This is a genomic window from Phenylobacterium sp. P4_E10, assembly GCF_056401675.1.
Window position 1 is genome coordinate 54,644 of record NZ_JBFUIW010000007.1, and the last position, 19,859, is coordinate 74,502.

General features: G+C 67.8%; 19 protein-coding genes. 12 read left to right on the top strand and 7 right to left on the bottom strand.

Annotated elements, in window-relative coordinates; all coding sequences use genetic code 11:
* The first annotated feature begins 99 nt into the window (after positions 1-99).
* On the top strand, positions 100-225 hold the full coding sequence (gene ykgO, locus AC1DQJ_RS10130; RefSeq protein ID WP_056023006.1) for a type B 50S ribosomal protein L36: 126 nt from the start codon (positions 100-102) through the stop codon (positions 223-225).
* 138 nt (positions 226-363) lie between these two features.
* Here the strand turns inward: ykgO and folE are convergent, their stop codons facing one another.
* Positions 364-948 (bottom strand): GTP cyclohydrolase I FolE, encoded by a 585-nt coding sequence (gene folE, locus AC1DQJ_RS10135; protein WP_477602808.1) that lies wholly within the window; start codon positions 946-948, stop codon positions 364-366.
* Between the two features lie 135 nt (positions 949-1,083).
* Between folE and gapR the strand changes: the two genes are divergently transcribed.
* The gene (gapR, locus tag AC1DQJ_RS10140) at positions 1,084-1,350 is read left to right on the top strand and encodes a nucleoid-associated protein GapR (protein ID WP_331931505.1); all 267 of its coding nucleotides are present in this window, start codon (positions 1,084-1,086) and stop codon (positions 1,348-1,350) included.
* Positions 1,347-1,664 (top strand): hypothetical protein, encoded by a 318-nt coding sequence (locus AC1DQJ_RS10145; RefSeq protein WP_477602810.1) that lies wholly within the window; start codon positions 1,347-1,349, stop codon positions 1,662-1,664. Before gapR ends, AC1DQJ_RS10145 begins: the two co-directional genes overlap by 4 nt.
* A 131-nt stretch (positions 1,665-1,795) precedes the next feature.
* Here the strand turns inward: AC1DQJ_RS10145 and AC1DQJ_RS10150 are convergent, their stop codons facing one another.
* Both AC1DQJ_RS10150 and AC1DQJ_RS10155 read right to left on the bottom strand, forming a co-directional pair.
* Positions 1,796-3,286, bottom strand: coding sequence for a sigma-54-dependent transcriptional regulator (locus AC1DQJ_RS10150; RefSeq protein WP_477602812.1), 1,491 nt, complete (start codon positions 3,284-3,286; stop codon positions 1,796-1,798).
* Positions 3,287-3,454: 168 nt separating this feature from the next.
* Entirely contained in the window at positions 3,455-3,907 is a 453-nt protein-coding gene (locus AC1DQJ_RS10155) for a MarR family winged helix-turn-helix transcriptional regulator (protein WP_477602814.1), read from the bottom strand.
* Positions 3,908-4,019: 112 nt separating this feature from the next.
* Between AC1DQJ_RS10155 and AC1DQJ_RS10160 the strand changes: the two genes are divergently transcribed.
* From AC1DQJ_RS10160 to AC1DQJ_RS10185, 6 genes are all read left to right on the top strand, one after another.
* On the top strand, positions 4,020-5,243 hold the full coding sequence (locus tag AC1DQJ_RS10160; RefSeq protein ID WP_477602816.1) for a flavin-dependent oxidoreductase: 1,224 nt from the start codon (positions 4,020-4,022) through the stop codon (positions 5,241-5,243).
* Positions 5,240-5,689, top strand: a complete 450-nt coding sequence (locus AC1DQJ_RS10165) for a DUF3237 family protein (RefSeq protein ID WP_477602818.1) — start codon at positions 5,240-5,242, stop codon at positions 5,687-5,689. Before AC1DQJ_RS10160 ends, AC1DQJ_RS10165 begins: the two co-directional genes overlap by 4 nt.
* Before the next feature lie 8 nt (positions 5,690-5,697).
* Complete coding sequence (locus AC1DQJ_RS10170; RefSeq protein ID WP_477602820.1) at positions 5,698-6,459, top strand: alpha/beta fold hydrolase; 762 nt, start codon at positions 5,698-5,700, stop codon at positions 6,457-6,459.
* A 123-nt stretch (positions 6,460-6,582) separates the two neighbouring features.
* The gene (locus tag AC1DQJ_RS10175; RefSeq protein ID WP_477602821.1) at positions 6,583-8,718 is read left to right on the top strand and encodes a PQQ-dependent dehydrogenase, methanol/ethanol family; all 2,136 of its coding nucleotides are present in this window, start codon (positions 6,583-6,585) and stop codon (positions 8,716-8,718) included.
* Between the two features lie 83 nt (positions 8,719-8,801).
* The gene (locus AC1DQJ_RS10180) at positions 8,802-10,592 is read left to right on the top strand and encodes a M3 family oligoendopeptidase (protein ID WP_477602823.1); all 1,791 of its coding nucleotides are present in this window, start codon (positions 8,802-8,804) and stop codon (positions 10,590-10,592) included.
* 11 nt (positions 10,593-10,603) lie between these two features.
* On the top strand, positions 10,604-11,551 hold the full coding sequence (locus tag AC1DQJ_RS10185; protein ID WP_477602825.1) for a DUF5996 family protein: 948 nt from the start codon (positions 10,604-10,606) through the stop codon (positions 11,549-11,551).
* Here AC1DQJ_RS10185 and AC1DQJ_RS10190 read toward each other — a convergent pair.
* Both AC1DQJ_RS10190 and AC1DQJ_RS10195 read right to left on the bottom strand, forming a co-directional pair.
* Positions 11,548-11,913 (bottom strand): VOC family protein, encoded by a 366-nt coding sequence (locus AC1DQJ_RS10190; protein ID WP_477602827.1) that lies wholly within the window; start codon positions 11,911-11,913, stop codon positions 11,548-11,550. The genes AC1DQJ_RS10185 and AC1DQJ_RS10190 overlap by 4 nt on opposite strands.
* A gap of 14 nt (positions 11,914-11,927) precedes the next feature.
* Entirely contained in the window at positions 11,928-12,506 is a 579-nt protein-coding gene (locus AC1DQJ_RS10195; RefSeq protein WP_477602829.1) for an NADPH-dependent FMN reductase, read from the bottom strand.
* 244 nt (positions 12,507-12,750) lie between these two features.
* Between AC1DQJ_RS10195 and AC1DQJ_RS10200 the strand changes: the two genes are divergently transcribed.
* Positions 12,751-13,284, top strand: a complete 534-nt coding sequence (locus AC1DQJ_RS10200) for a DUF2087 domain-containing protein (protein WP_477602831.1) — start codon at positions 12,751-12,753, stop codon at positions 13,282-13,284.
* A gap of 22 nt (positions 13,285-13,306) precedes the next feature.
* Here the strand turns inward: AC1DQJ_RS10200 and AC1DQJ_RS10205 are convergent, their stop codons facing one another.
* Positions 13,307-14,542 carry an acyl-CoA dehydrogenase family protein gene (locus tag AC1DQJ_RS10205; protein WP_477602833.1) on the bottom strand — a complete coding sequence of 412 codons (1,236 nt, stop codon included), beginning with the start codon at positions 14,540-14,542 and terminating at the stop codon, positions 13,307-13,309.
* 118 nt (positions 14,543-14,660) lie between these two features.
* On the opposite strand from AC1DQJ_RS10205, the gene AC1DQJ_RS10210 reads away from it, so the two are divergent.
* Together AC1DQJ_RS10210 and AC1DQJ_RS10215 are read left to right on the top strand one after the other, a co-directional pair.
* Positions 14,661-16,358 carry a class I adenylate-forming enzyme family protein gene (locus AC1DQJ_RS10210; RefSeq protein ID WP_477602835.1) on the top strand — a complete coding sequence of 566 codons (1,698 nt, stop codon included), beginning with the start codon at positions 14,661-14,663 and terminating at the stop codon, positions 16,356-16,358.
* A gap of 91 nt (positions 16,359-16,449) precedes the next feature.
* On the top strand, positions 16,450-18,627 hold the full coding sequence (locus tag AC1DQJ_RS10215; RefSeq protein WP_477602837.1) for a beta-glucosidase: 2,178 nt from the start codon (positions 16,450-16,452) through the stop codon (positions 18,625-18,627).
* Here the strand turns inward: AC1DQJ_RS10215 and AC1DQJ_RS10220 are convergent.
* Positions 18,624-19,799 (bottom strand): DUF2920 family protein, encoded by a 1,176-nt coding sequence (locus AC1DQJ_RS10220; RefSeq protein WP_477602839.1) that lies wholly within the window; start codon positions 19,797-19,799, stop codon positions 18,624-18,626. The genes AC1DQJ_RS10215 and AC1DQJ_RS10220 overlap by 4 nt on opposite strands.
* Positions 19,800-19,859: the final 60 nt, after the last annotated feature.

A 19,859-nucleotide genomic window follows, 5' to 3' on the forward strand; every position in this document is an offset into this window, starting at 1 on the left:
GACGAACCGCTAGTGGCGTTGACTCTTACGGCATCGCCCCGTATACGCGCCCGCTCTGTAGACAACCCCGGACCTGGTCCGGAACCTTGAGATAGGTCCATGAAGGTCAGAAGCTCGCTTAAGTCGCTCAAGACTCGCCACCGCGACTGCAAGCTCGTGCGTCGCAAGGGCGTGGTCTACGTCATCAACAAGACCGATCCGCGCTTCAAAGCCAAGCAAGGCTAAGACGCCGAGGGCGGCCGTCAGGCCGCCTTGCGGGCATCGGTGTCGTGATCGCGCGCTGAATGGGCGCGCGCTTCGCCAAGAGTCCAAAGGGAACCGGTCGCAAGGCCGGTTCCTTTTGCATGTCCAGCCCACTAAAAATCAGCCGTTCCTCACGAACTCCAGGAATTCCTGGCGTGTGCGCGGGTCGTCGCGGATGACGCCGGTCAGGTGGCTGGTGGTCAGTCGCGAGCCGGGCGTGTTGACGCCACGCATGGTCATGCAGCTGTGCTCGGAGACGATCACGACCCCGACGCCGCGCGGCTCGAGGATGTCGTGGATCGCCTGGCCGATGTCTGAGGTCAGCTTCTCCTGAATCTGCAGGCGGCGCGCGAACCCGTTGACCACCCGCGCCAGCTTGGAGATTCCGACCACCCGCTTGTCGGGCAGGTAGCCGACATGCGCCTTCCCCAGGAATGGCAGCATGTGGTGCTCGCAGAAGCTCACCACCCGAATGTCGCGCAGCACCACCAGCTCGTCATAGCCGCCGACCTCCTCGAAGGTCCGCTCCAGATAGTCGCGGGGATCGGCCTCGTAGCCGGCGAACAGCTCCTTGTAGGCGCGGGTCACGCGGGCGGGGGTGTCGAGCAGGCCCTCGCGGTCGGGGTCGTCGCCGGCCCACTCGATGAGGGTGCGGACAGCGGCTTCGGCCTCGCTCTGTGTCGGGCGGCGCTTGGGGCCAGGCATGATCTGAAAACTCCGCGTCGATCCGTCTCAACGGTCGATCATGGCGAAGGTTCAGAGCAGCGGATGACAGGGGCCGGGCGGGCCGCTAGGTTCCGCGGCCTTTCCGCTAACCCCGAGCTGTGAGACCCTGATCCCATGTCCGACGACAACGCCCACGGCGACATCCTGAACCAAGCCGCCCAGGGCCAGCTCAAGAGCATCATCGAACGCATCGAGCGCCTCGAGCAGGAGAAGTCGGAGATCGCCGAGCAGATCAAGGAAGTCTTCGCCGAAGCCAAGGGCAACGGGTTCGACGTCAAGGTGCTGCGCAAGGTGGTCCGCATCCGCAAGCAGGACCGCGCCAAGCGGCTGGAGGAAGAGGCGATCCTCGACCTCTATCTCTCGGCCATCGGAGAGATTTGAAGCGGACCCCGCCAGATCGGAAGGCGCAGGCCAAGCGGGCCGCGCTGAATGCATTGAAGCGCGTCCGCCGCCAGGCGGACCGCGCTGAGGTGAAGCTTTCCGACTGGGAGGGGGAGTTCCTCGGCTCGGTCGAGGAGCGCGTGAAGACCTACGGCCGCGCCTTCGGCGATCCGGAGAAGGGCGCGGCCGGCGAGGCGCTCTCGGCCCTGCAGGCCGTGAAGCTGAAAGAGATCGCCGCCAAGGCCAAGGGCGAGACCAAGGAGCTGTCGCGGCGGCCCTTCAAGCGCAGAGCCAAGCCGTATTCAGAGGATTGAGGCCAAGTTGCTCCCCCGCTGGGGGAGCTGTCAGCCGGATGGCTGACTGAGGGGATTGCTGACTCGGCAGCCCCTCCGTCTCGGCGCTACGCGCCGATCCACCTCCCCCAAGAGGGGAGGAATTGATTTCCTTAAGCCACCGCGCTGGCGTCTTCGCCGCCGGCGCCCTTGACGGCGTCTTCCAGGCCCTGCTCGCGGACCTTGCGGTAGAGGGTCGAGCGGCCGATGCCGAGGCGGCGGGCCACCTCACTCATGTGGCCGGCATAGATCTCGATGGCCAGGGCGATCAGGTCGCGTTCGATCTCTTCCAGGGTCCGCAGATGGCCGCGGTGGTCGAGGATGCGCACTGGCGCGTCGGCCGGCATCTCGGCGACCAGCTGCTCGGCGGTCGGCAGGATGGCGGGCCGCTGGCTGGCGACTGACTCCACCGCTTCCGGCGGCGGGGCGGCGACGCCCGAGATAGCCGGGAAGTCGTAAGGCTGCAGATAGGGCGCGTCGGCCAGCACGATGGCGCGATAGACCGCGTTCTCCAGCTGTCGCACGTTGCCGGGCCAGTCGTAGCTGGTCAGGAAGGCCAGGGTCTCGGACGAGGCGCCGACCACGGTCTTGCCTTCCTCGACGTTGAAGCGGCGAACGAAATGATCGACCAGGGCCGGGATGTCCTGGCGGCGATCGCGCAGGGGCGGCGCTTCGATCGGGAAGACGTTCAGGCGATAGAACAGGTCCTCGCGGAACAGACCGTCCTTCACGGCCTGGGCCGGGTCGCGGTTTGTGGCCGAGACGATACGCACGTCCACCTTCACCGAGCGCTTGGAGCCCACCGGATCGATCTCGCTCTCCTGCAGGGCGCGCAGCAGCTTGACCTGCATGTCCATCGGCAGCTCGCCGACTTCGTCGAGGAACAGGGTGCCGCCGTTGGCCTCCTGGAACTTGCCCAGGTGCTTGTCGGTGGCGCCGGTGAAGCTGCCCTTCTCGTGGCCGAACAGGATCGACTCCACGAGGTTCTCGGGCAGGGCGCCGCAGTTCACCGCCACGAAGGGCTTGCCGGCGCGATCGGAGGAGCCGTGCACCGCACGAGCAATGACTTCCTTGCCGACGCCGCTTTCGCCGGTGATCAGGATCGGGATCGAGGACTTGGCCGCCCGCTCGCCCATGCGCTTGACCATGGTCATGGCCGGGCTATCGCCGACCATGTCGGCGAAGCTGGTGCGGCCGCTGGTGTGCTTCTTCAGGCGGTCGACTTCACCCTTGAGGGCGCCCATCGAGAGCGCATTGCGGATCGAGACGATGATCCGCTCGGGACTGGCCGGCTTGACGAAGAAGTCGCTGGCCCCGGCCTGCATGGCCTGGACCACGGTGTCGATGCCGCCGGTGGCGGTGACCACGATCACCGGCTGGGAGAAGTTGCGCGCACGCATCTCCTTCAGGGTGTCCTGGCCGCTCATCCCGGGCATGACCAGGTCGAGCAGAACCACGTCCACGGGCGAGCCCGACTGCAGGTGCTTGATCGCCGCGTCGCCGCCTTCGGCGTGGGCCACGGCGAAGCCTTCGCGTTCCAGGACCGCCTGGATCAGCCGGCGTTGCGTCGGGTCGTCATCGACGACGAGGACCGTCTTGGTCATTTGAAACACCCACACCTGGAAACGGACGCTCGTTTTCGCCGAAGCGCCGGTCGAACGAGGCTCTTGTTGACCCGGATTGATACAGGAGTGGGGTAAAGGCGGGGTTTCGGAGTCCTGAGTCCGAGGTTAACGGGGATGGTTACATAAGGCTGAACAAGATCTTAGCCGTCAGGTGCGAATCCGCTCCAGCAAGGCCCTTAGGGTCTCGACCTCGTCGGCCGAGAAGCCGCTCACAAGGTCGCGGTCGTGCTGACGCACCAGTTCGATGATCTGCGGCATTCGCCGTTCGCCCTCCGGCGAGAGGTAGAGGGCCTGCGCCCTGGCGTCGTTGGGGGCGGGGCGGCGCTCGATCAGGTCCTGGCCGGCCAGGACGTCCACGATGGCCAGCACGCCCGATCGCGCGATGCCCATGACGCCCGCCAGCTCGGTCTGCTTGAGGCCGGGGTTGGCGGCGATCAGGACCAGGGCGGAGAAGCGCTGGGTGGTGATCCCCAGGCCGCCGAGCTGCGCGTCGAAGGCCTCGGTCATGCGGATCTGGGCCCTGCGCAGGGCATAGCCGATCAGGCTGTCGAGCACCCCGTAGGCGACGCCGGGCTGATGCGGGTCGAACCGGCGGCTCATCGGGGCATCCTTGTGCTGGCTCCTTGGCCGTTCATCGCCCGCGGCGCTGTTGAAGTCCAAATCGATATTGTTATGGTGCATAACAAACTCGTCCCGGAGGAGGCGACCCAAGATGCGTGTGATCGTCGCCGGCGCCGGCATCGGCGGATTGGCCACGGCGTTGGCCCTGCACGCCGAAGGGTTCGAGGTCGAGGTCTTCGAGGCGGCCCAGCAGATCCTGCCGCTGGGCGTCGGAATCAATCTGCTCCCTCATGCTTCGGTAATTCTGGCCGAGCTGGGCCTGATGGACGCCTTGGCCGCGCAGGGCGTGGCCACCCGTGAGCTGGTCTATTTCAACCGCCTGGGCCAACGCATCTGGGGCGAGCCGAGAGGCGTCCTCGCCGGCCATCCCTGGCCGCAGATCTCCATGCCCCGCGGCGCCCTGCAGTCGACCTTGTTGGCGGCCGTGGTGGAGAGGCTGGGCGCGGCGCGCGTCGTCTGCGAGCGTCGGCTAGCGGGCTTCGAACAGGAGGGCGGCAAGGTCGTCGCCAAGTTCGCGGACGCGACGGGCGCGATCTTCACGGCTGCCGGCGATATCCTGGTGGCCGCCGACGGCATCCACTCAGCGGCTCGCGCGACCTTCTATCCAGACGAAGGCCCGCCGACCTATTCGGGCCGCATCCTCTGGCGCGCCACGACCCTGGCCCAGCCGTTCCTGACCGGGGCGAGCATGATCATGGCAGGCCACCAGGACCAGAAGTTCGTGGCCTATCCAATCGCCGCGCCGCGCGCCGACGGCCTGCAATTGATCAACTGGATCGCCGAGCTGCGCATCGCCCAGAGCCTGCGTCGCGAAGACTGGAACCGCCGCGGCGCGCTGGCTGACTTCCTCCCGAGGTTCGAGGACTGGCGTTTCGACTGGCTCGACGCGCCCGGCCTGATCCGCGGCGCCGAGGCGGTCTACGAGTACCCGATGGTCGACCGCGATCCGCTGCCGCGCTGGACGCATGGAGCGGTCACCCTGCTCGGCGACGCCGCTCATCCGATGTACCCGATCGGCTCGAACGGGGCGAGCCAGGCCATCCTCGACGCCCGCGCCCTGGCTCGGGCGCTCGCTGCCGCGGCCTCGCCGCAGGAGGGGCTCGCGGCCTATGAACAGGCCCGCCTCGCGCCGACGGCCGCCATCGTCATGGCCAATCGCGGCAACGGCCCCGAACAGTGCATGCAACTCGCGCAGGAGCGCGCGCCCGACGGCTTCGACCATGTCGAGGAAGTCTTTGCGCCGGGCGAGCTGGAGGCCATCGCCGCCCGCTACAAGGTGCTGACCGGCCTGCGACCTAAGGAGACCCAGTCATGACGCCGGCCCTGACGCCTCTGATGCAGCTCGAGGTGCTGGTCGCGCCGCCGGTGTCGATCGACGCCTCCCAGCACGGCCGGCGGTTCATCCCGATCGTCGGCGGCGAGGTTGTGGGTGAGCTCACCGGCAAGGTGCTGCCCGGCGGCGGGGACTGGCAGACGCTCTGGCCGGACGGGCGGATGGATATTTCCGCCCACTATGTGCTGGAGATCCACGGCCACGGGACCGTCGAGGTGCGTTCCGACGGCGTGCGCCATGGGCCCGCTGACGTGCTGGCGGCCCTCTCCCGCGGCGAGGTGGTCGATCCCGCGCTCTACTATTTCCGCACGGCGGTGCGGCTGCGCACCTCTGCACCGGGGCTGTCGCGCCTCAACGCCATCCTTGCGGTGGCGACCGGCGAGCGGGCCGCCGACCGCGTGCGGCTCCAGGTTTTCGAGATCGGGTGAGGAACACCATGGCTGAACGGTTTGAAGCGTCCGACGGCGTCGGCATCGTCTGGCACGAGTGGGGGGAAGCTGGCGCGCTGCCCCCAGTGGTGCTGCACCACGGCTTCGGCGCTCACGGCAAGCTGAACTGGGTGCCGGCCGGCGTGGTCAAGGCGCTGACCGAGGCCGGGCGGCGGGTCATCGCCATTGACGCTCGCGGCCATGGCGAGTCCGACAAGCCGTACGACTCCGCCTTCTATGGCGAGGACCGGATGGCCAGGGACGTCTCGGAGCTGATCGACCGGCTCGGCGCTTCGCAGGTCGACCTGGTCGGCTATTCGATGGGGGCGATCGTCTCGTTGATCTGCGGCGCGCGCGAGCCGCGCATCCGCAGGCTGGTGATCGGCGGCGTCGGCGACGGCATCCTGGCCCAGGGCGGGGTCGACACGCGGGTGGTCGACAACCACGACATCGTCACGGCGCTGCTGGCCGATGACCCGGCCGACATTCCGCCGTCGGCGCGCGGCTTCCGTCTGTTCGCTGACGCGACCGGCGCCGACCGCAAGGCCCTGGCCGCCCAGGCGGCGGTGGTTCACGCCAGGCGCATTCCGCTCGAGGACATCCAGGCGCCGACCCTGGTGCTGGCCGGCGACAACGACCCGCTGGCGTCCAACCCGCAGCGGCTGGCGGCAGCGATCCCAGGCGCCATCGTGCGTATCGCGCCCGGCGATCACCGCAGCGTCGTAGCGTCGAAGGAGTTCGTCGGCGCCATCGCCGAGTTCCTCGGCTAGCGCATAGCTCGACTGAGCCTTGTAGCCCCCGGCAGGGTGCCCTAGGGGCGCCCTTGCCCCCGCCGCCCATGCGAGCATAGTTCGCCTCAAGGCCCCGATCAGCGGGCTCTGGGAGGCGCATCGATGAAGAGCTTGAAGCTGGCGGCGGTCATCGCCGCGACGGCGGTCCTGGCCGCCTGCAACCCCGCTGGCGGCGGTGGCGGCAAGGCCGGAAACGTCGACGGAGCCCGCATCGCCGCGGCCAGCGGCAATGGCGAATGGCTCTCCTACGGCAGGACCTATGACGAGCAGCGGCACAGCCCGCTCGACAAGATCAACGCCTCCAATGTCGGCCAGCTGGGCCTGGCCTGGATGCACGAGTTCGACACCGACCGCGGCCAGGAAGCGACGCCGGTCATGGTCGACGGCGTGCTCTACACCACCACCGCCTGGTCAAAGATCTACGCCTTCGACGCCAAGACCGGGACGCTGAAATGGTCGTTCGATCCCAAGGTCGAGGGCAAGAAGGGCTTCGACGCCTGCTGCGACGTGGTCAACCGCGGCGTCGCCGTCTGGAAGGGCAAGGTCTATGTCGGCGCCCTCGACGGCCGGTTGATCGCGCTGGACGCGGCCACCGGCAAGGAGGTGTGGTCGGTCCAGACCACCGACACCGCCAAGCCCTACACGATCACCGGCGCGCCGCGAGTCATCAAGGACAAGGTGCTGATCGGCAACGGCGGCGGCGAGTACGGCGTACGTGGCTACCTGTCGGCCTATGACGTCAACGACGGCAAGCTGATCTGGCGCTTCTACACCACGCCCAATCCCAACGGTCAGCCGGACAACGCCGCCTCCGACAAGGTGATGAAGGAGAAGGGTGCGGCCACCTGGTTCGGCGAGGGCTGGAAGGCCACCGGCGGCGGCGGCACGGTTTGGGACGCCATGGCCTACGACCCCGAGCTCGACATCCTCTACGCCGGGGTCGGCAACGGCTCGCCCTGGAACCACGTGAAGCGGTCGGACGGCAAGGGCGACAACCTGTTCTTGTCCTCGATCCTGGCGCTGAAGCCCGATACCGGCGAGTACGTCTGGCACTATCAGACCACCCCGGGCGAGAGCTGGGACTACACCGCCACCCAGCACATCATGCTGGCTGACATGAATGTGGGCGGCGCGCCGCGAAAGGTGCTGATGCAGGCGCCTAAGAACGGCTTCTTCTACGTTATCGACCGCACCAACGGGCAGCTGATCTCCGCCAAGCCCTATGTGCCGATCACCTGGGCTTCGGGGGTCGATCCCAAGACCGGCCGGCCGACCGAGAACCCGGGTGTGCGCTACGAGAACGCGCCGTCGCTGCAGGTGCCGGCGCCGTTTGGCGCGCACAACTGGCACCCGATGGCCTTCAATCCCAAGGAAAACCTAGTCTACATCCCAGCCCAGGTGATCCCGTTCGCCTACACTCCCGACAAGGGCTACGTCTTCCGGCCGGGCGCGTGGAACGTCGGCACCGACTTCCTGGCCAACGCCCTGCCCAGCGACAAGGCCCAGATCGCCGCCCTCAAGGCGATGGTGCAGGGCAAGCTGATCGCCTGGGACCCGGTCGCCCAAAAGGCCCGCTTCACGATCGATCACCCCTACTTCTGGAACGCCGGTATCCTCTCGACCGGCGGGGGCCTGATCTTCCAGGGCGCGGCACAGGGCGAGTTCGCGGCCTACAGCGCCTCCGACGGCAAGAAGCTGTGGTCTTACAAGACCGACAACGGCGTGATCGCCGCGCCCATGACCTACGAGATTGACGGCGAGCAGTACGTCGCCCAGATGGTCGGCTATGGCGGGGCCGGCGCGCTCTCGGCCTCGTTCATGCTGCCCGATCGCCCGCGCCTGCCGGGCCGGCTGCTGGTCTTCAAGCTCGGCGGCGCGGCGACAGCGCCGGCCTATCAGCGGCCCGAGCGGATCGATATCGACCTGACCGGCGTGACCTCGACCGGCGACGCCAAGCGTGGCTTCGCCCTGTTCCACCAGAACTGCCAAGTCTGCCATGGCCCCAACGCCACCGGGACCTATCTGCCGGACCTGCGGCGCTCGCAGATGCTGCTCTCGGCCGAGAGCTTCAAGTCGGTGGTGATCGACGGGGCGCTGGCCCCGCGCGGCATGGCCAGCTTCAGCCGCTTCATCGACGCCAAGGGCGCCGAGGATCTGCGGGCCTATGTGCTGAGCGAGGCGCGTGGGGTGCAAACCGCCGCCGCCCCGCCGGCCAAGGGCGGGCCGCCGCCGAAATAGCCGGGGTGCAACGTGACGGCGAGGCGCGTTCCTCGCCGTCAGGCCCCTAGGAGCCGGACGAGCGAGGGGCTATCTGTGCGCGCATGAATGCTCCCGTGAAACTGGACACCCTGCCCGAGTGGAATCTCGCCGACCTCTACGCCGGTCGCGACGATCCGAAGATCGAGGCGGACCTGACCGCGGCCAAGGCGGCCAATGACGAGCTGATCAAGCTCAAAGGCCGGTTCGTCGCCATGCGCAGCGACGCTCGGCGGCTGGGCGAGATTCTCGACCACGGCATCAATCTCTATGAGACCGCCACCAACGGCCTGTGGGGCGTGGGCGCCTACGCCTCGCTGTCTGCCTCGGTCGCACGCGACGACCCGGCCTGGGCCAAGTTCGAAGCCGACCTGCGGGCGCGGTCCTCGCAGATCGCCGCCGACAGCCTGTTCTTCACGCTGGAGCTGAACCAGCTCGAGGACAACGAGATCGAGATGGCCTTCAAGGCCCATCCGCCCGCCGCCCGCTGGCGGCCCTGGATGCGCCGGGTGCGGCTGTCGCGGCCGCACGAGCTGAGCCCCGATCTCGAGCGCCTGCTGATCGACCGGGGCCCCGCCGTCGCCAACTGGACGCGGCTGTTCGACGAGACCCTGGCCCGTCTGACCGCCAAGGTCGGCCGCGAGACCCTGACCCTGCCCGAGGCGCTGAACCGCCTGTCCGATCCTGACGTCGCGCGCCGCAAGCAGGCCGCGCAAGGTCTGGCCAAGGCGCTGGAAGAGCGCACCCCCGTCCTGGCGCTGTCGATGAACACCCTGGCCTTCGAGAAGCAGGTCGAGGATCGCTGGCGCAAGTATCCGACGCCGGCCGCCTCGCGCCATCTGGCCAACGAGGTGGACGCCGACGCCGTCGAGGCGCTGGAGGCGGCGGTGGTCGAGGCCTATCCGTCGGTCAGCCACCGCTACTATGCGCTGAAGGCCAAGGTCATGGGCCGCAAGACCCTCGACTACTGGGACCGCAACGCCCCGCTCGACACCGCCCAGCCCCGCACCTACGGCTGGGACGAAGCCAAGAGCATGGTGCTGGACAGCTTCTCGGACCTGGCTCCGAAGTTCGCCGACACCGCCAAGACCTTTTTCAACCAGCCCTGGATCGACGCGCGGCCGCGCACCGGCAAACAGTCGGGCGCCTATTCTCACCCGGTCACCGCCAACCGCCACCCGTACGTGTTCATGAACTACATGGGCGAGCGGCGCGATGTGCTGACCCTGGCGCACGAGCTGGGCCACGCGGTGCACCAGACCCTGTGCGCGCCGCTGGGCACCCTGCTGGCCGACACGCCGCTGACCCTGGCCGAGACCGCCTCGATCTTCGGCGAGGGGCTGGTGTTCGAGCGGCTGCTGGCCGGGGCCTCCAAGCAGGAGCGCTTGGGCCTGCTGGCCGGCAAGATCGAGGACGGCCTCAACACCGTCGTCCGCCAGATCGCCTTCCATCGGTTCGAGAGCCAGTTCCACGCCATGCGCATGGAGGGCGAACTGGCGCCGGAGGACATCAGCGCGCTGTGGCTGGAGGTCATGGCCGAGAGCCTCGGCCCGGCCGTGAAGCTGAACCCCGGCTATGAGCACTACTGGGGCTATGTCAGCCACTTCGTGCACGCGCCGTTCTATGTCTACGCCTACGCCTTCGGCGACCTCCTGGTCCGCGGGCTGATGGAGAAGCGCCGCGAGAACCCGGCGGCCTTCGCCCCGCTCTACGAAGACCTGCTCGCGGCGGGCGGAACCCGGACCTATGTCGAGGCGCTGAAGCCGTTCGGGCTGAACCCGCGGGAGAAGGCCTTCTGGGCTGCGGGCATGAGCCAGCTGGAGCGGTTGGTCGACGAGTTCGACGACCTCGTGTGAGGAGACGGGCCATGGCCGGCGAGACCTCAAATCCCTGGCCAAGGCTCGACTACGCGAAGGACCGAGCGACCTTCGAGACCCTGCACCTGATGAGCCAGATCGTCGGCAAGGCGCGCACTGCCTGCGCGCCTTGGGTCAATCATGGGTGGCAGGTGACGCTCTACGTCTCGCCGCGCGGCCTCACCACCTCGTCGGCGCCGCATCCGGCCGGGCTTTACGACCTGGAGTTCGACTTCGTCGAGCACCTGCTGCGCTGCCGCGCCAGCAACGGCTTCCTCGGTGAGATCCCGCTTGCCGGCCAGACCATCGCCCGCTTCTACGCCGCCCTTGAGGAGATGCTGGAGCGGGCCGGCGCGCCGATCGAGATTAGCGGCGTTCCCAACGAGATCGTCGACGCCAAGCCGTTCCGGCGGGATGATCAGCTTCGGGTCTACGACCCCGACGCCGCCTGGCGCCTGTGGCAGGCGCTGATCCAGATCGAGCGGGTGTTCCAGCAGTTCCGCTCCGGTTTCCTCGGAAAGGTCAGTCCCGTGCACCTGTTCTGGGGGGCGTTCGACCTGGCGGTGACTCGCTTTTCCGGACGCACCGCGCCGCCCCATCCGGGCGGCGTTCCGCACCTGCCTGACGCGGTCACGCGCGAGGCCTATTCACACGAGGTCTCAAGCGCCGGCTTCTGGCCGGGCGGCGGGCTGGTCGACTATCCGGCCTTCTATTCCTACGCGTACCCGGAGCCGAAGGGCTTCCGCTCGACCCCGGTCCGGCCGCAGGACGCGCACTTCCACGAGGGGCTGGGCGAGTACCTGCTGCCCTATGATGCGGTGCGCTCCAGCGAGGCACCCGATCAGGCTTTGATGGCGTTCCTAATCTCGACCTACGAAGCGGCCGCAGACGCAGGGGGCTGGCCGCGCAGCGAGCTCGAATGTGCGTTCGGTGCGCCTGGAGTTCCGCGATCCTGCTAGTGGCGCGTGGCGATCTGCCAAGTGTTGCCCCAGGCGTCCTGGACCGTCGCGCGTCGGTCGCCATAGGGCATGTCGCGCGGCGCCTCGACCGATGTGGCGCCGGCGGCCGCGGCGCGCTGGTAGGCGTCGTCGATATCCGGGACATAGACATAGGTGAAGGCTGCGGATGGCGCGCGCAGGCCGCCGCCATCGCTGACCATGAGCATCGAGCCGTCGATCCAGACCTCGGTCGGCGCACCCTCGTGGTGCTCGGCCCTTGCCCCGAACACCTCGGCGAGAAAGCCGACGAGCCCGTCGATGTCGTCGGTGAAGATCCGCGGGATCAGGGTCGGCCAGCCGGTCGGTTTGAACGAACTCGACATGGCCCAGCCTCCCGCTAGCCGCCTGCAGTCTTGGTCCGGCGCACATAGTCGCCGAAGCCGGCCACATAGGCCTTAAGCTGTTCCTCGATAGCCGGGTCGAGGATCGCGCCGGCCTCGTCGAACACCTTGTGCGCTCGCGACACCATCAACCGCCCGCCGAACCACGGGGCGGTCCCCAGCGTCCGCAGCACCGGCAGCCAGGCTTCCTGGCTAAGGATGGTGCCAAAGCCGCCGGGCGAGGCGCCGATGAAGGCGACCGGCTTGCCGCCGAACACCCGCGGAATGTCGCTGGCCGGCCGGGTCAGCCAGTCGATGGCGTTCTTGAATACCCCGGGGATCGAGTTGTTGTACTCGGGCGTCACCAGGAACAGGCCGTCGGCGGCGGCGATCTCGTCCTTCAGGGCGGCCACCAACGGCGGGATGCCCTCAGCCGCCTCGACGTCGCCGTCATAGAGCGGAATGCCGCGGATCGTGCCGAGCGAGAATTCCATCCCCTCGGGCGCGGTCTTGGCCGCAGCCCGCAGCAGATGGCCGTTGAACGATCCGGCGCGGAGGCTTCCGGACAGGCCGACGATGCGGAGGGGTTGGGTCATGAAGTTCTCGGAGTGACGGGGAGGGCACCTTGCTCCCGCCGGGGCGGCGCGTCATCCGGCGATACCGCCGAACTTGACGATCAGCTCCCGCGACTCTACCGCTTGGGCACGGTCTGCAGTTCACCGAGGCATCGCCGCCCGCAAGGGCACGCTAAACCTGCATCTGACTTGATCGACTGACACATCTTCCCGTGCCAGATCGGAATGGCGATCACCGCTCACCCCCGGCACGCGAGGGTAGATCATGTCGAAAACCATCATTCCGTTCCAAGCCGACGACATCTCCAGCATGGCCAAGGCCTTGCGCGCGCAGCTCATCGGTCGCGAGACACCGCCCGGTCATGTCGAGCTTCTGAACATGCTGGCGCGCTCCATCGGCCGCCGGAACTTCCAGCAACTGCGAGCCGAGGCGGAACGTCCCGCCGCCGGGACGGCAACGGCGGCGCCCGAGCCAGGCCCGCCGCTGGACGAAAAGCGCCTGGACCGCGTGTTGCGGTGCTTTGGCGAGGACGGCCGGCTGATGCGCTGGCCGGCCAAGCGTGACGATCAGGTGGTGGCTTTGTGGGGGCTGTGGTCGAAGCTCCCCTCACGGCAGGACATGACCGAACGCCAGATCAGCGACGTGATCCAGGGCCTGCACGACTTCGGCGACTACGCCCTGCTGAGGCGCGAGCTGGCGATGTCGGGGATGGTGGCCCGGACCATCGACGGCCGGGTTTATCGCCGGATTGAGCAGGAGCCGCCGCCCGAGGCCGCCTGGTTGGCCGCGCGGATCTGACCGCGCGGCCTGCTGGCGTCGTCTAGAGCAGATCGCCGCCGGCCGCCGAAGCGGTGGTGCCGTGTTGCTGATAGGCCTTGATGACGTTGCGGCCCACGGTCCAGCGGTGCACCTCGTCCGGCCCGTCGACCAGACGCTGGGAGCGGATGTGGGTGTACCAGCTGGCCAGCGGCGTATCCTGGCTATAGCCGAGCGCTCCGTGCAGCTGGATCGCGGTGTCGACGACCTTGTGGACCATGTGCGCCAGGAACACCTTGGCGATGGAGTTCTCCTGCCGAAGGTCCATGCCGCGCTCGGCCTTGTAGGCGATGTGCAGCAGCATCAGGCGGGCCATGTAGAGCTCGCTCGCGCACTCGGCGAGCATGAACTGCACGGCTTGGCGCTCGTGCAGAGGCTTGCCGAAGGTCGAGCGCTCGGTGACGTGCGCGGTCGCCATGTCCAGCGCTCGCTGGGCCATGGCGACATTGTGCATGCCGTGCCGCAGGCGCCCGTAGGCCAGGCGGTGCTGGCCCATGTTGAAGCCCTGGCCCTCGCCGCCGAGCAGGTTCTCGGCCGGGACCACCAGGTCCTTGATCTCGATCTCCGAGTGGCCGCCGCCCATGATGTGGCTCAGCGGCCCCTCGACCGCCATGGTCTTGATGTCGCGTTTGATAATGTAGCCGGGGTTGGGCAGCTCGACGATGAAGGTCGAGAACTGCTGGTGGCGCGGAGCGTCGGGATCGGTCCTGGCCATGACCAGCGCCATGTCGGCAGCGCTGGCGGCCGAGGAGAACCACTTCTCGCCGTTGAGGACGTAGTTCTCGTTGCCATCCTTGACCGCGGTGGTGCGCATGCCAGTGGCGTCGGCGCCGGCCGCCTTCTCGGTCATCGAGTAGCAGACCCGCTTTTCGCCGTTCAGCAACGGCTTGAGGAACTTCTCCTTCTGGTGCTCGGTGCCGTGGGCCAAGAGGGTCAGCATGGTGGCGTCGTCGGGGCCCTGGCTGTTCATCGACAGCGCGCCGAGGTGGCTGCGGCCGAGCTCCATCTGCACCAGGGCGTTGGCCAGCGGACCCAGTCCCATGCCGCCGTATTCCTGGGGAATGAACGGCAGCCACAGGCCCCGGGCGCGGGCCTTGGCGCGTAGCTCGTCCAGGACGGTCTTGAAGGTCTCCTTGTCCTTCAGCCGCGCCTCGGCGGGGATGCATTCCTTCTCCACCCATTCGCGCACCCGCGCGCGGACGGCCTTTGCGTCTTCCGGAATCTCGAAATCGATCGCCACGGCAACTTCCTCCCTCTTTTTGTCTCTTGCGTTCCGCAGCGTCGGGCCTTGTCGTGTGGGAAGGCAAGAGCCGCCGATCGCCTCGACGTGGCCGGCGACAAAAGGAATTGGGGAGTTCATGCACTATCGCGAGCTGAAGCAGGCCTGGGCCGAACTCACCGCGCCGGGGGCGCAGTTCGAAGTCGCCGAGATCCCGGTGCGCGGGAACATGATCCGGATGTACAAGAACGCGCCGCCGTCGGTGCGTGACCTGTGGCTCATGACCGCCGCCTATGGCGAGCGCGAGTATCTCGTCTACGAGAACGACCGCATCACCTACGCCCAGGCGCACGCCAAGGTGAACGCCATCGCCGCGTGGCTGTTCGCCAACGGCGTCGAGCCTGGCGACCGGGTGGCGATCGCCATGCGCAACTACCCCGAATGGGTGCTGATCTACTGGGCCTGCGTCAGCGTCGGCGTGGCCGCCGTGGGCATGAACGCCTGGTGGGTCACCGACGAGATGGAATACGCCATCAAGGACTCGGCGCCGAAGGTGATCTTCGCCGACGCCGAGCGCCTGGCGCGCATCCTCGAACGGCCCTCGATGGCCGGCGGAGCCAAGCTGGTCGCGGTGCGCACCGAGGCGCCGACCGGGATCATCCCGTTCGCCGAGGTGATTGCACATGGCGGCGAGATGCCGGTGGTCAGCATCGATCCGGACACCGACGCCTGCATCTTCTACACCTCGGGCACGACGGGCTTTCCGAAGGGGGCGCAGCTCACCCATCGCGGCTGCGTCGCCAACCTGTTGAACATGGGCTTCTCGGGCCAGGTCCAGGGTCTGGCCACCGCCCGCGCAACCGGCATCGCCCCAGATCCCAACGCGCCGCTGCCGATCCCGGTGGCGCTGCTGACCACGCCGCTGTTCCACGTCACGGCCAACAACTGCGGCGCCTACGCGGTGACGGCGGGCGGCGGCAAGCTGGTGCTGATGTACCGCTGGGACGCCGGTGAGGCCCTGCGGCTGATCCAGCAAGAGAAGGTCAGCGCCATGAGCGGCGTGCCGACCATGGCCCGCGAACTGATCAACCACCCCGACTTCGCCACCACGGATACGTCGAGCCTGCAAACCCTGGGCGGCGGCGGGGCGCAGCTGCCGCCGGATCTGGTCGGCAAGATCGACGACCAGGTGAAGACCGCCCGACCGAACACCGGCTACGGCATGACCGAGACCTGCGGGATCATCACCGCGGTGTCGGCCGACTTCTTCGTCGATAAGCCCGAGAGCTGCGGCCCGGCCATGCCGAGCTTCGAGGTCAAGTGCGTCGACGACGACGGCAATACGGTTCCGACCGGCCAGGTCGGCGAGCTGTGGGTCAAGGGCGCGCCGGTCATCAAGGGCTATATCAACCGCCCGGAGGCGACAGCGGAGTCGATCACCGACGGCTGGCTGCACACCGGCGACGTGGCGCGGATCGACGAGGACGGCTTCATCTTCATCGTCGACCGCAAGAAGGACATGGTCCTGCGCGGCGGCGAGAACGTCTATTGCGCCGAAGTCGAGGCCGGGATCTTCCGCCATCCGGCGGTGGCCGAGGCCTGCGTGTTCGGGGTGCCGGACGCCAGGCTAGGCGAGGAGGTCGGGGCCGCGGTGCTGCTGCGCGAGGGCGCGGACCTCGAGGTCGAGGAACTGCGCAGTCACCTGGCCGCGCTGATGGCCAAGCACAAGATCCCCCGCTACGTCTGGTTCCTCTCCGAGGCCATTCCGCGCAACGCCAGCGGCAAGTTCCTCAAGCGCCAGCTGCGCGACACCCTGAAGCCCGAACAGGCCGTCTAGTCGCGGATGAAGGTGGCGATGACGGCGTCGGCGTGGGCTTCGATTTCCTCGGGGCTCAGGTCCGCGCAAACGATGTCCGGAGGAGACGCGCATGACCGACAAGCCCTGGATGGACAAGAGTTTGTCGCCGGACCAGCGGGCGGCTCTGCTGATCGAGCAGTTGACCCTGGACGAGATGATCTCGCTGGTCCACGGGCCGATGCCGGCCATGCTCGACACCCCGCCGGACGACGCGGCCATGGGCGCGGGCTACATCCCCGGCGTCGCCCGGCTGGGCATTCCGGCGCTCAATGAGACCGACGCCAGCCTCGGCGTCGCCAACCCGCGCAAGATCCGGAAGGGCGACGGGGCGACGGCGCTGCCCTCGGGGCTGGCGCTGGCCTCCACCTGGGATCCGGAGCTGGCCCACGCGGCCGGCGCGATGGTCGGGTCGGAAGCGCGCGACAAGGGCTTCAACGTGCTGCTCGGCGGCGGCGCGAACCTGACCCGCGAGCCGCGCTGCGGGCGCAATTTCGAGTACCTCGGCGAGGATCCGCTGCTGGCCGGAGTGCTGGCCGGCGAGGCGATCAAGGGCGCTCAGTCGAACGATATCGTCTGCACGATCAAGCACTTCGCGCTCAACGATCAGGAGACCTGCCGCCACGTCGTCAACGCCGAGATCGACGAGGGGGCCTTGCGCGAGAGCGATCTGCTGGCCTTTCAGATCGCCATCGAGCGCGGCGATCCGGGCTCGGTGATGTGCGCCTACAACAAGGTCAACGGCGAGTGGGCCGGCGAAAACGACTTCCTGCTCAACCAGGTTCTCAAGCGCGATTGGGACTATCGCGGCTGGGTGATGAGCGACTGGGGGGCTGTCCATTCCACCGCCAAGGCGGCGCTCGCGGGCCTCGATCAGGAGAGCGGAGAGCAGCTTGATCGGCAGGTTTACTTCGGGACCCTCCTGAAAGATGCCGTCGAGCAGGGCGAGGTGCCGTTCGAGCGGCTGAGCGACATGGTCCACCGGATCCTGCGAAGCCTTATCGAAAAAGGGGTTTTCGACAATCCGGCGGAGATCCGCGCCACCGATTACGAGGCCAATGCAAGGATCGCCCAAGCGGCCGCCGAGGCCGCTATCGTCATGCTGAAGAACGCCGATGGGATTCTGCCGATAGATTCCAGCCACCGGCGGGTCGCGGTGATCGGCGCCCATGCCGATGTCGGTGTGCTTTCGGGCGGCGGCTCGTCCCAGGTGATCCCGGTCGGCGGCGCCGGCCTGGAGATCCAGGTGACCATGGGCCTGTCCTCGGCCTTCTCGCAGGTCACTTATCACCCGTCCGCGCCGCTGGCGGCGATCCGGGAGCGGGCGCTGAACGTCCAGGTCACCTACGACCCCGGCACGGACCTGGCCGCCGCGGCCGCTTTGGCAAAGGACGCCGACCTCGCCATCGTCTTCGCCGACCAGTGGTGCACCGAGGCTGAGGATTTGCCAACGCTCTCCTTGCCAAATAATCAGGACGCCCTGATCGCGGCGGTGGCGGCGGCCAATTCCAGGACCATCGTAGTGCTGGAGACCGGCACGCCGGTGACCATGCCGTGGTTGGATGACGTGCAGGCGGTGCTGCAGGCCTGGTACCCCGGCGCGCGCGGCGGCGAGGCGATCGCCAGCGTGCTGTTCGGCGAGGTGAACCCTTCGGGTCGGCTGCCGATCAGCTTCCCGCGCGACGTCGCCGATCTGGTCCGGCCCGACATCCCCGGCATGATCTTCGGCCCGCCGGTCGAGGGTAAGACCCTGCCGACCTCGTTCCCGAACGTGCAGCAGCAGAAGGGCCGGTTCTCGGTCGAGCATCCGGAGGGCGCGGACGTCGGCTATCGCTGGTTCGCCAAGACCGGCAAGCCGACCCTGTTCCCATTCGGCTTCGGGCTGTCCTACAGCCAGTTCGCGCATGGGTCGCTCACCGCCGAGGGCGGCGAGACGCTGGAGGTCAGCTTCGAGGTGACCAACACCGGCGCCTTAGCCGGGATCGACACCCCGCAGGTCTACGCCTTCGTCCCCGGTTCGGACGGCAAGGAGAGCCAGCGGCTGGTCGGCTGGTCACGCGTAGCGCTGGCGCCGGGCGAGACCAAGCGCGTGACCGTGAGCGCCGATCGCCGGCTGCTGGCCAACTACGACGCGAGCCTGCCGGGTTGGCGGGTGGCCGCGGGCGAGGTCGCCGTGGCGGTCGGCTCCTCGGCCGAGGCGTTGGGTCCGCGGGCGAGCGCGAGCCTGGCCGGCGCGACGCTGAAGCCCTAGTCGACGAAGAACCGCGACTTCACCGCGCCCTGGATATAGGGCGCGGCGGTGCTGTGGCTGAAGCTGTAGATCGAATCCACGCACTCGTAGACGACGCAGTTCTCCAGTTCGGAGTCGCGTGGGCCGTGTCGAGGCTCCAAGTCGCCGATCGCCATGTCGAACAGGCTGGCCAGCGAAGCGTCCAGGCCGTGGACCAGCTTCTTGAAGACCTTGCCGTCGATTTGCTCTTCGCCGATCAGGGCCAATCTGCTGTCGAACCCGAAGGTGCGGAACACCGTGTCCTGGCGCTGCTTTTGGAGCGGCGGCGAGATGGCGTCCGTGGTGGCGTTGACCATGCGAAAGATGGTCGTCGACTCGCCGGACTGGGCCCTGGTCGCGGCGACATGGACCGGGTAGGCCGCGTCGCGGATCAGGTCGCGGTCGCGACTGTAGAAGTTGGGCGCGTGCCTATTGACCGTGGTCCAGCCGCTCTTCGTCCGGCACTGAACGGTGATCCCCTTCGCCACGGCCGTGGTGAACTCGGCGCTGGCCGGTTGGCCCAGATACTCCATCGGCGGCTGCGTGTAGGACGAGTTGTCGATCACCAGCGCCAAGGTGCGCGGCGCGATCTTGGCCATCATCTGACCGATGAAGCCGCCGTGCGACGAACCCAGGGCGACGATCCGGGCGGCGTCGAAATCAGCCCCCTGTTCGACGATGTCGCCGAGCACGGCCAGATGGTCCATCGCCTGGAGCACGCCGAAGTTCTGATATTCGCCCCGTGCCGGCTGAAGGATCGCGCGCGGCTCGGCCGTGATTCCAGCTCGCGACAGCCGATTGATCATATCGCTGAGACTGCGGGGATTGGGCACTCGCACATTGTTCAGCAGCGCCAGGCCCGCAAGCATCAGATGATCGCGGCTGTCGATCTCGATCTTGCCCTGGGTCCTGGGACGGGCGCCCTGGCAGTGGTAACGCACGCTGACCGCGGCCATGCCGTGGGTCTCCACCACATGACGCCGCAGCGCCGCGGCGTAGTCGTCGTCGGCGTCGCCGCCGAAACCCGGGATCAGGAAGGCCAGGCCTTTCGCCCGCCCCTCCGGGAAGGTGGCGCTGTAAGCCAGCGCCGCCGCCCTGGGTACGCCCAACTCGAAGTCGGCGGGGCCGTCTATGTCTCTGTGAACTGTACGCATTCCACCTCGCCCAACGAGGGTGGGCGAGGTGGCTGCAAGCCGACAAAGCGTTTCCGACGA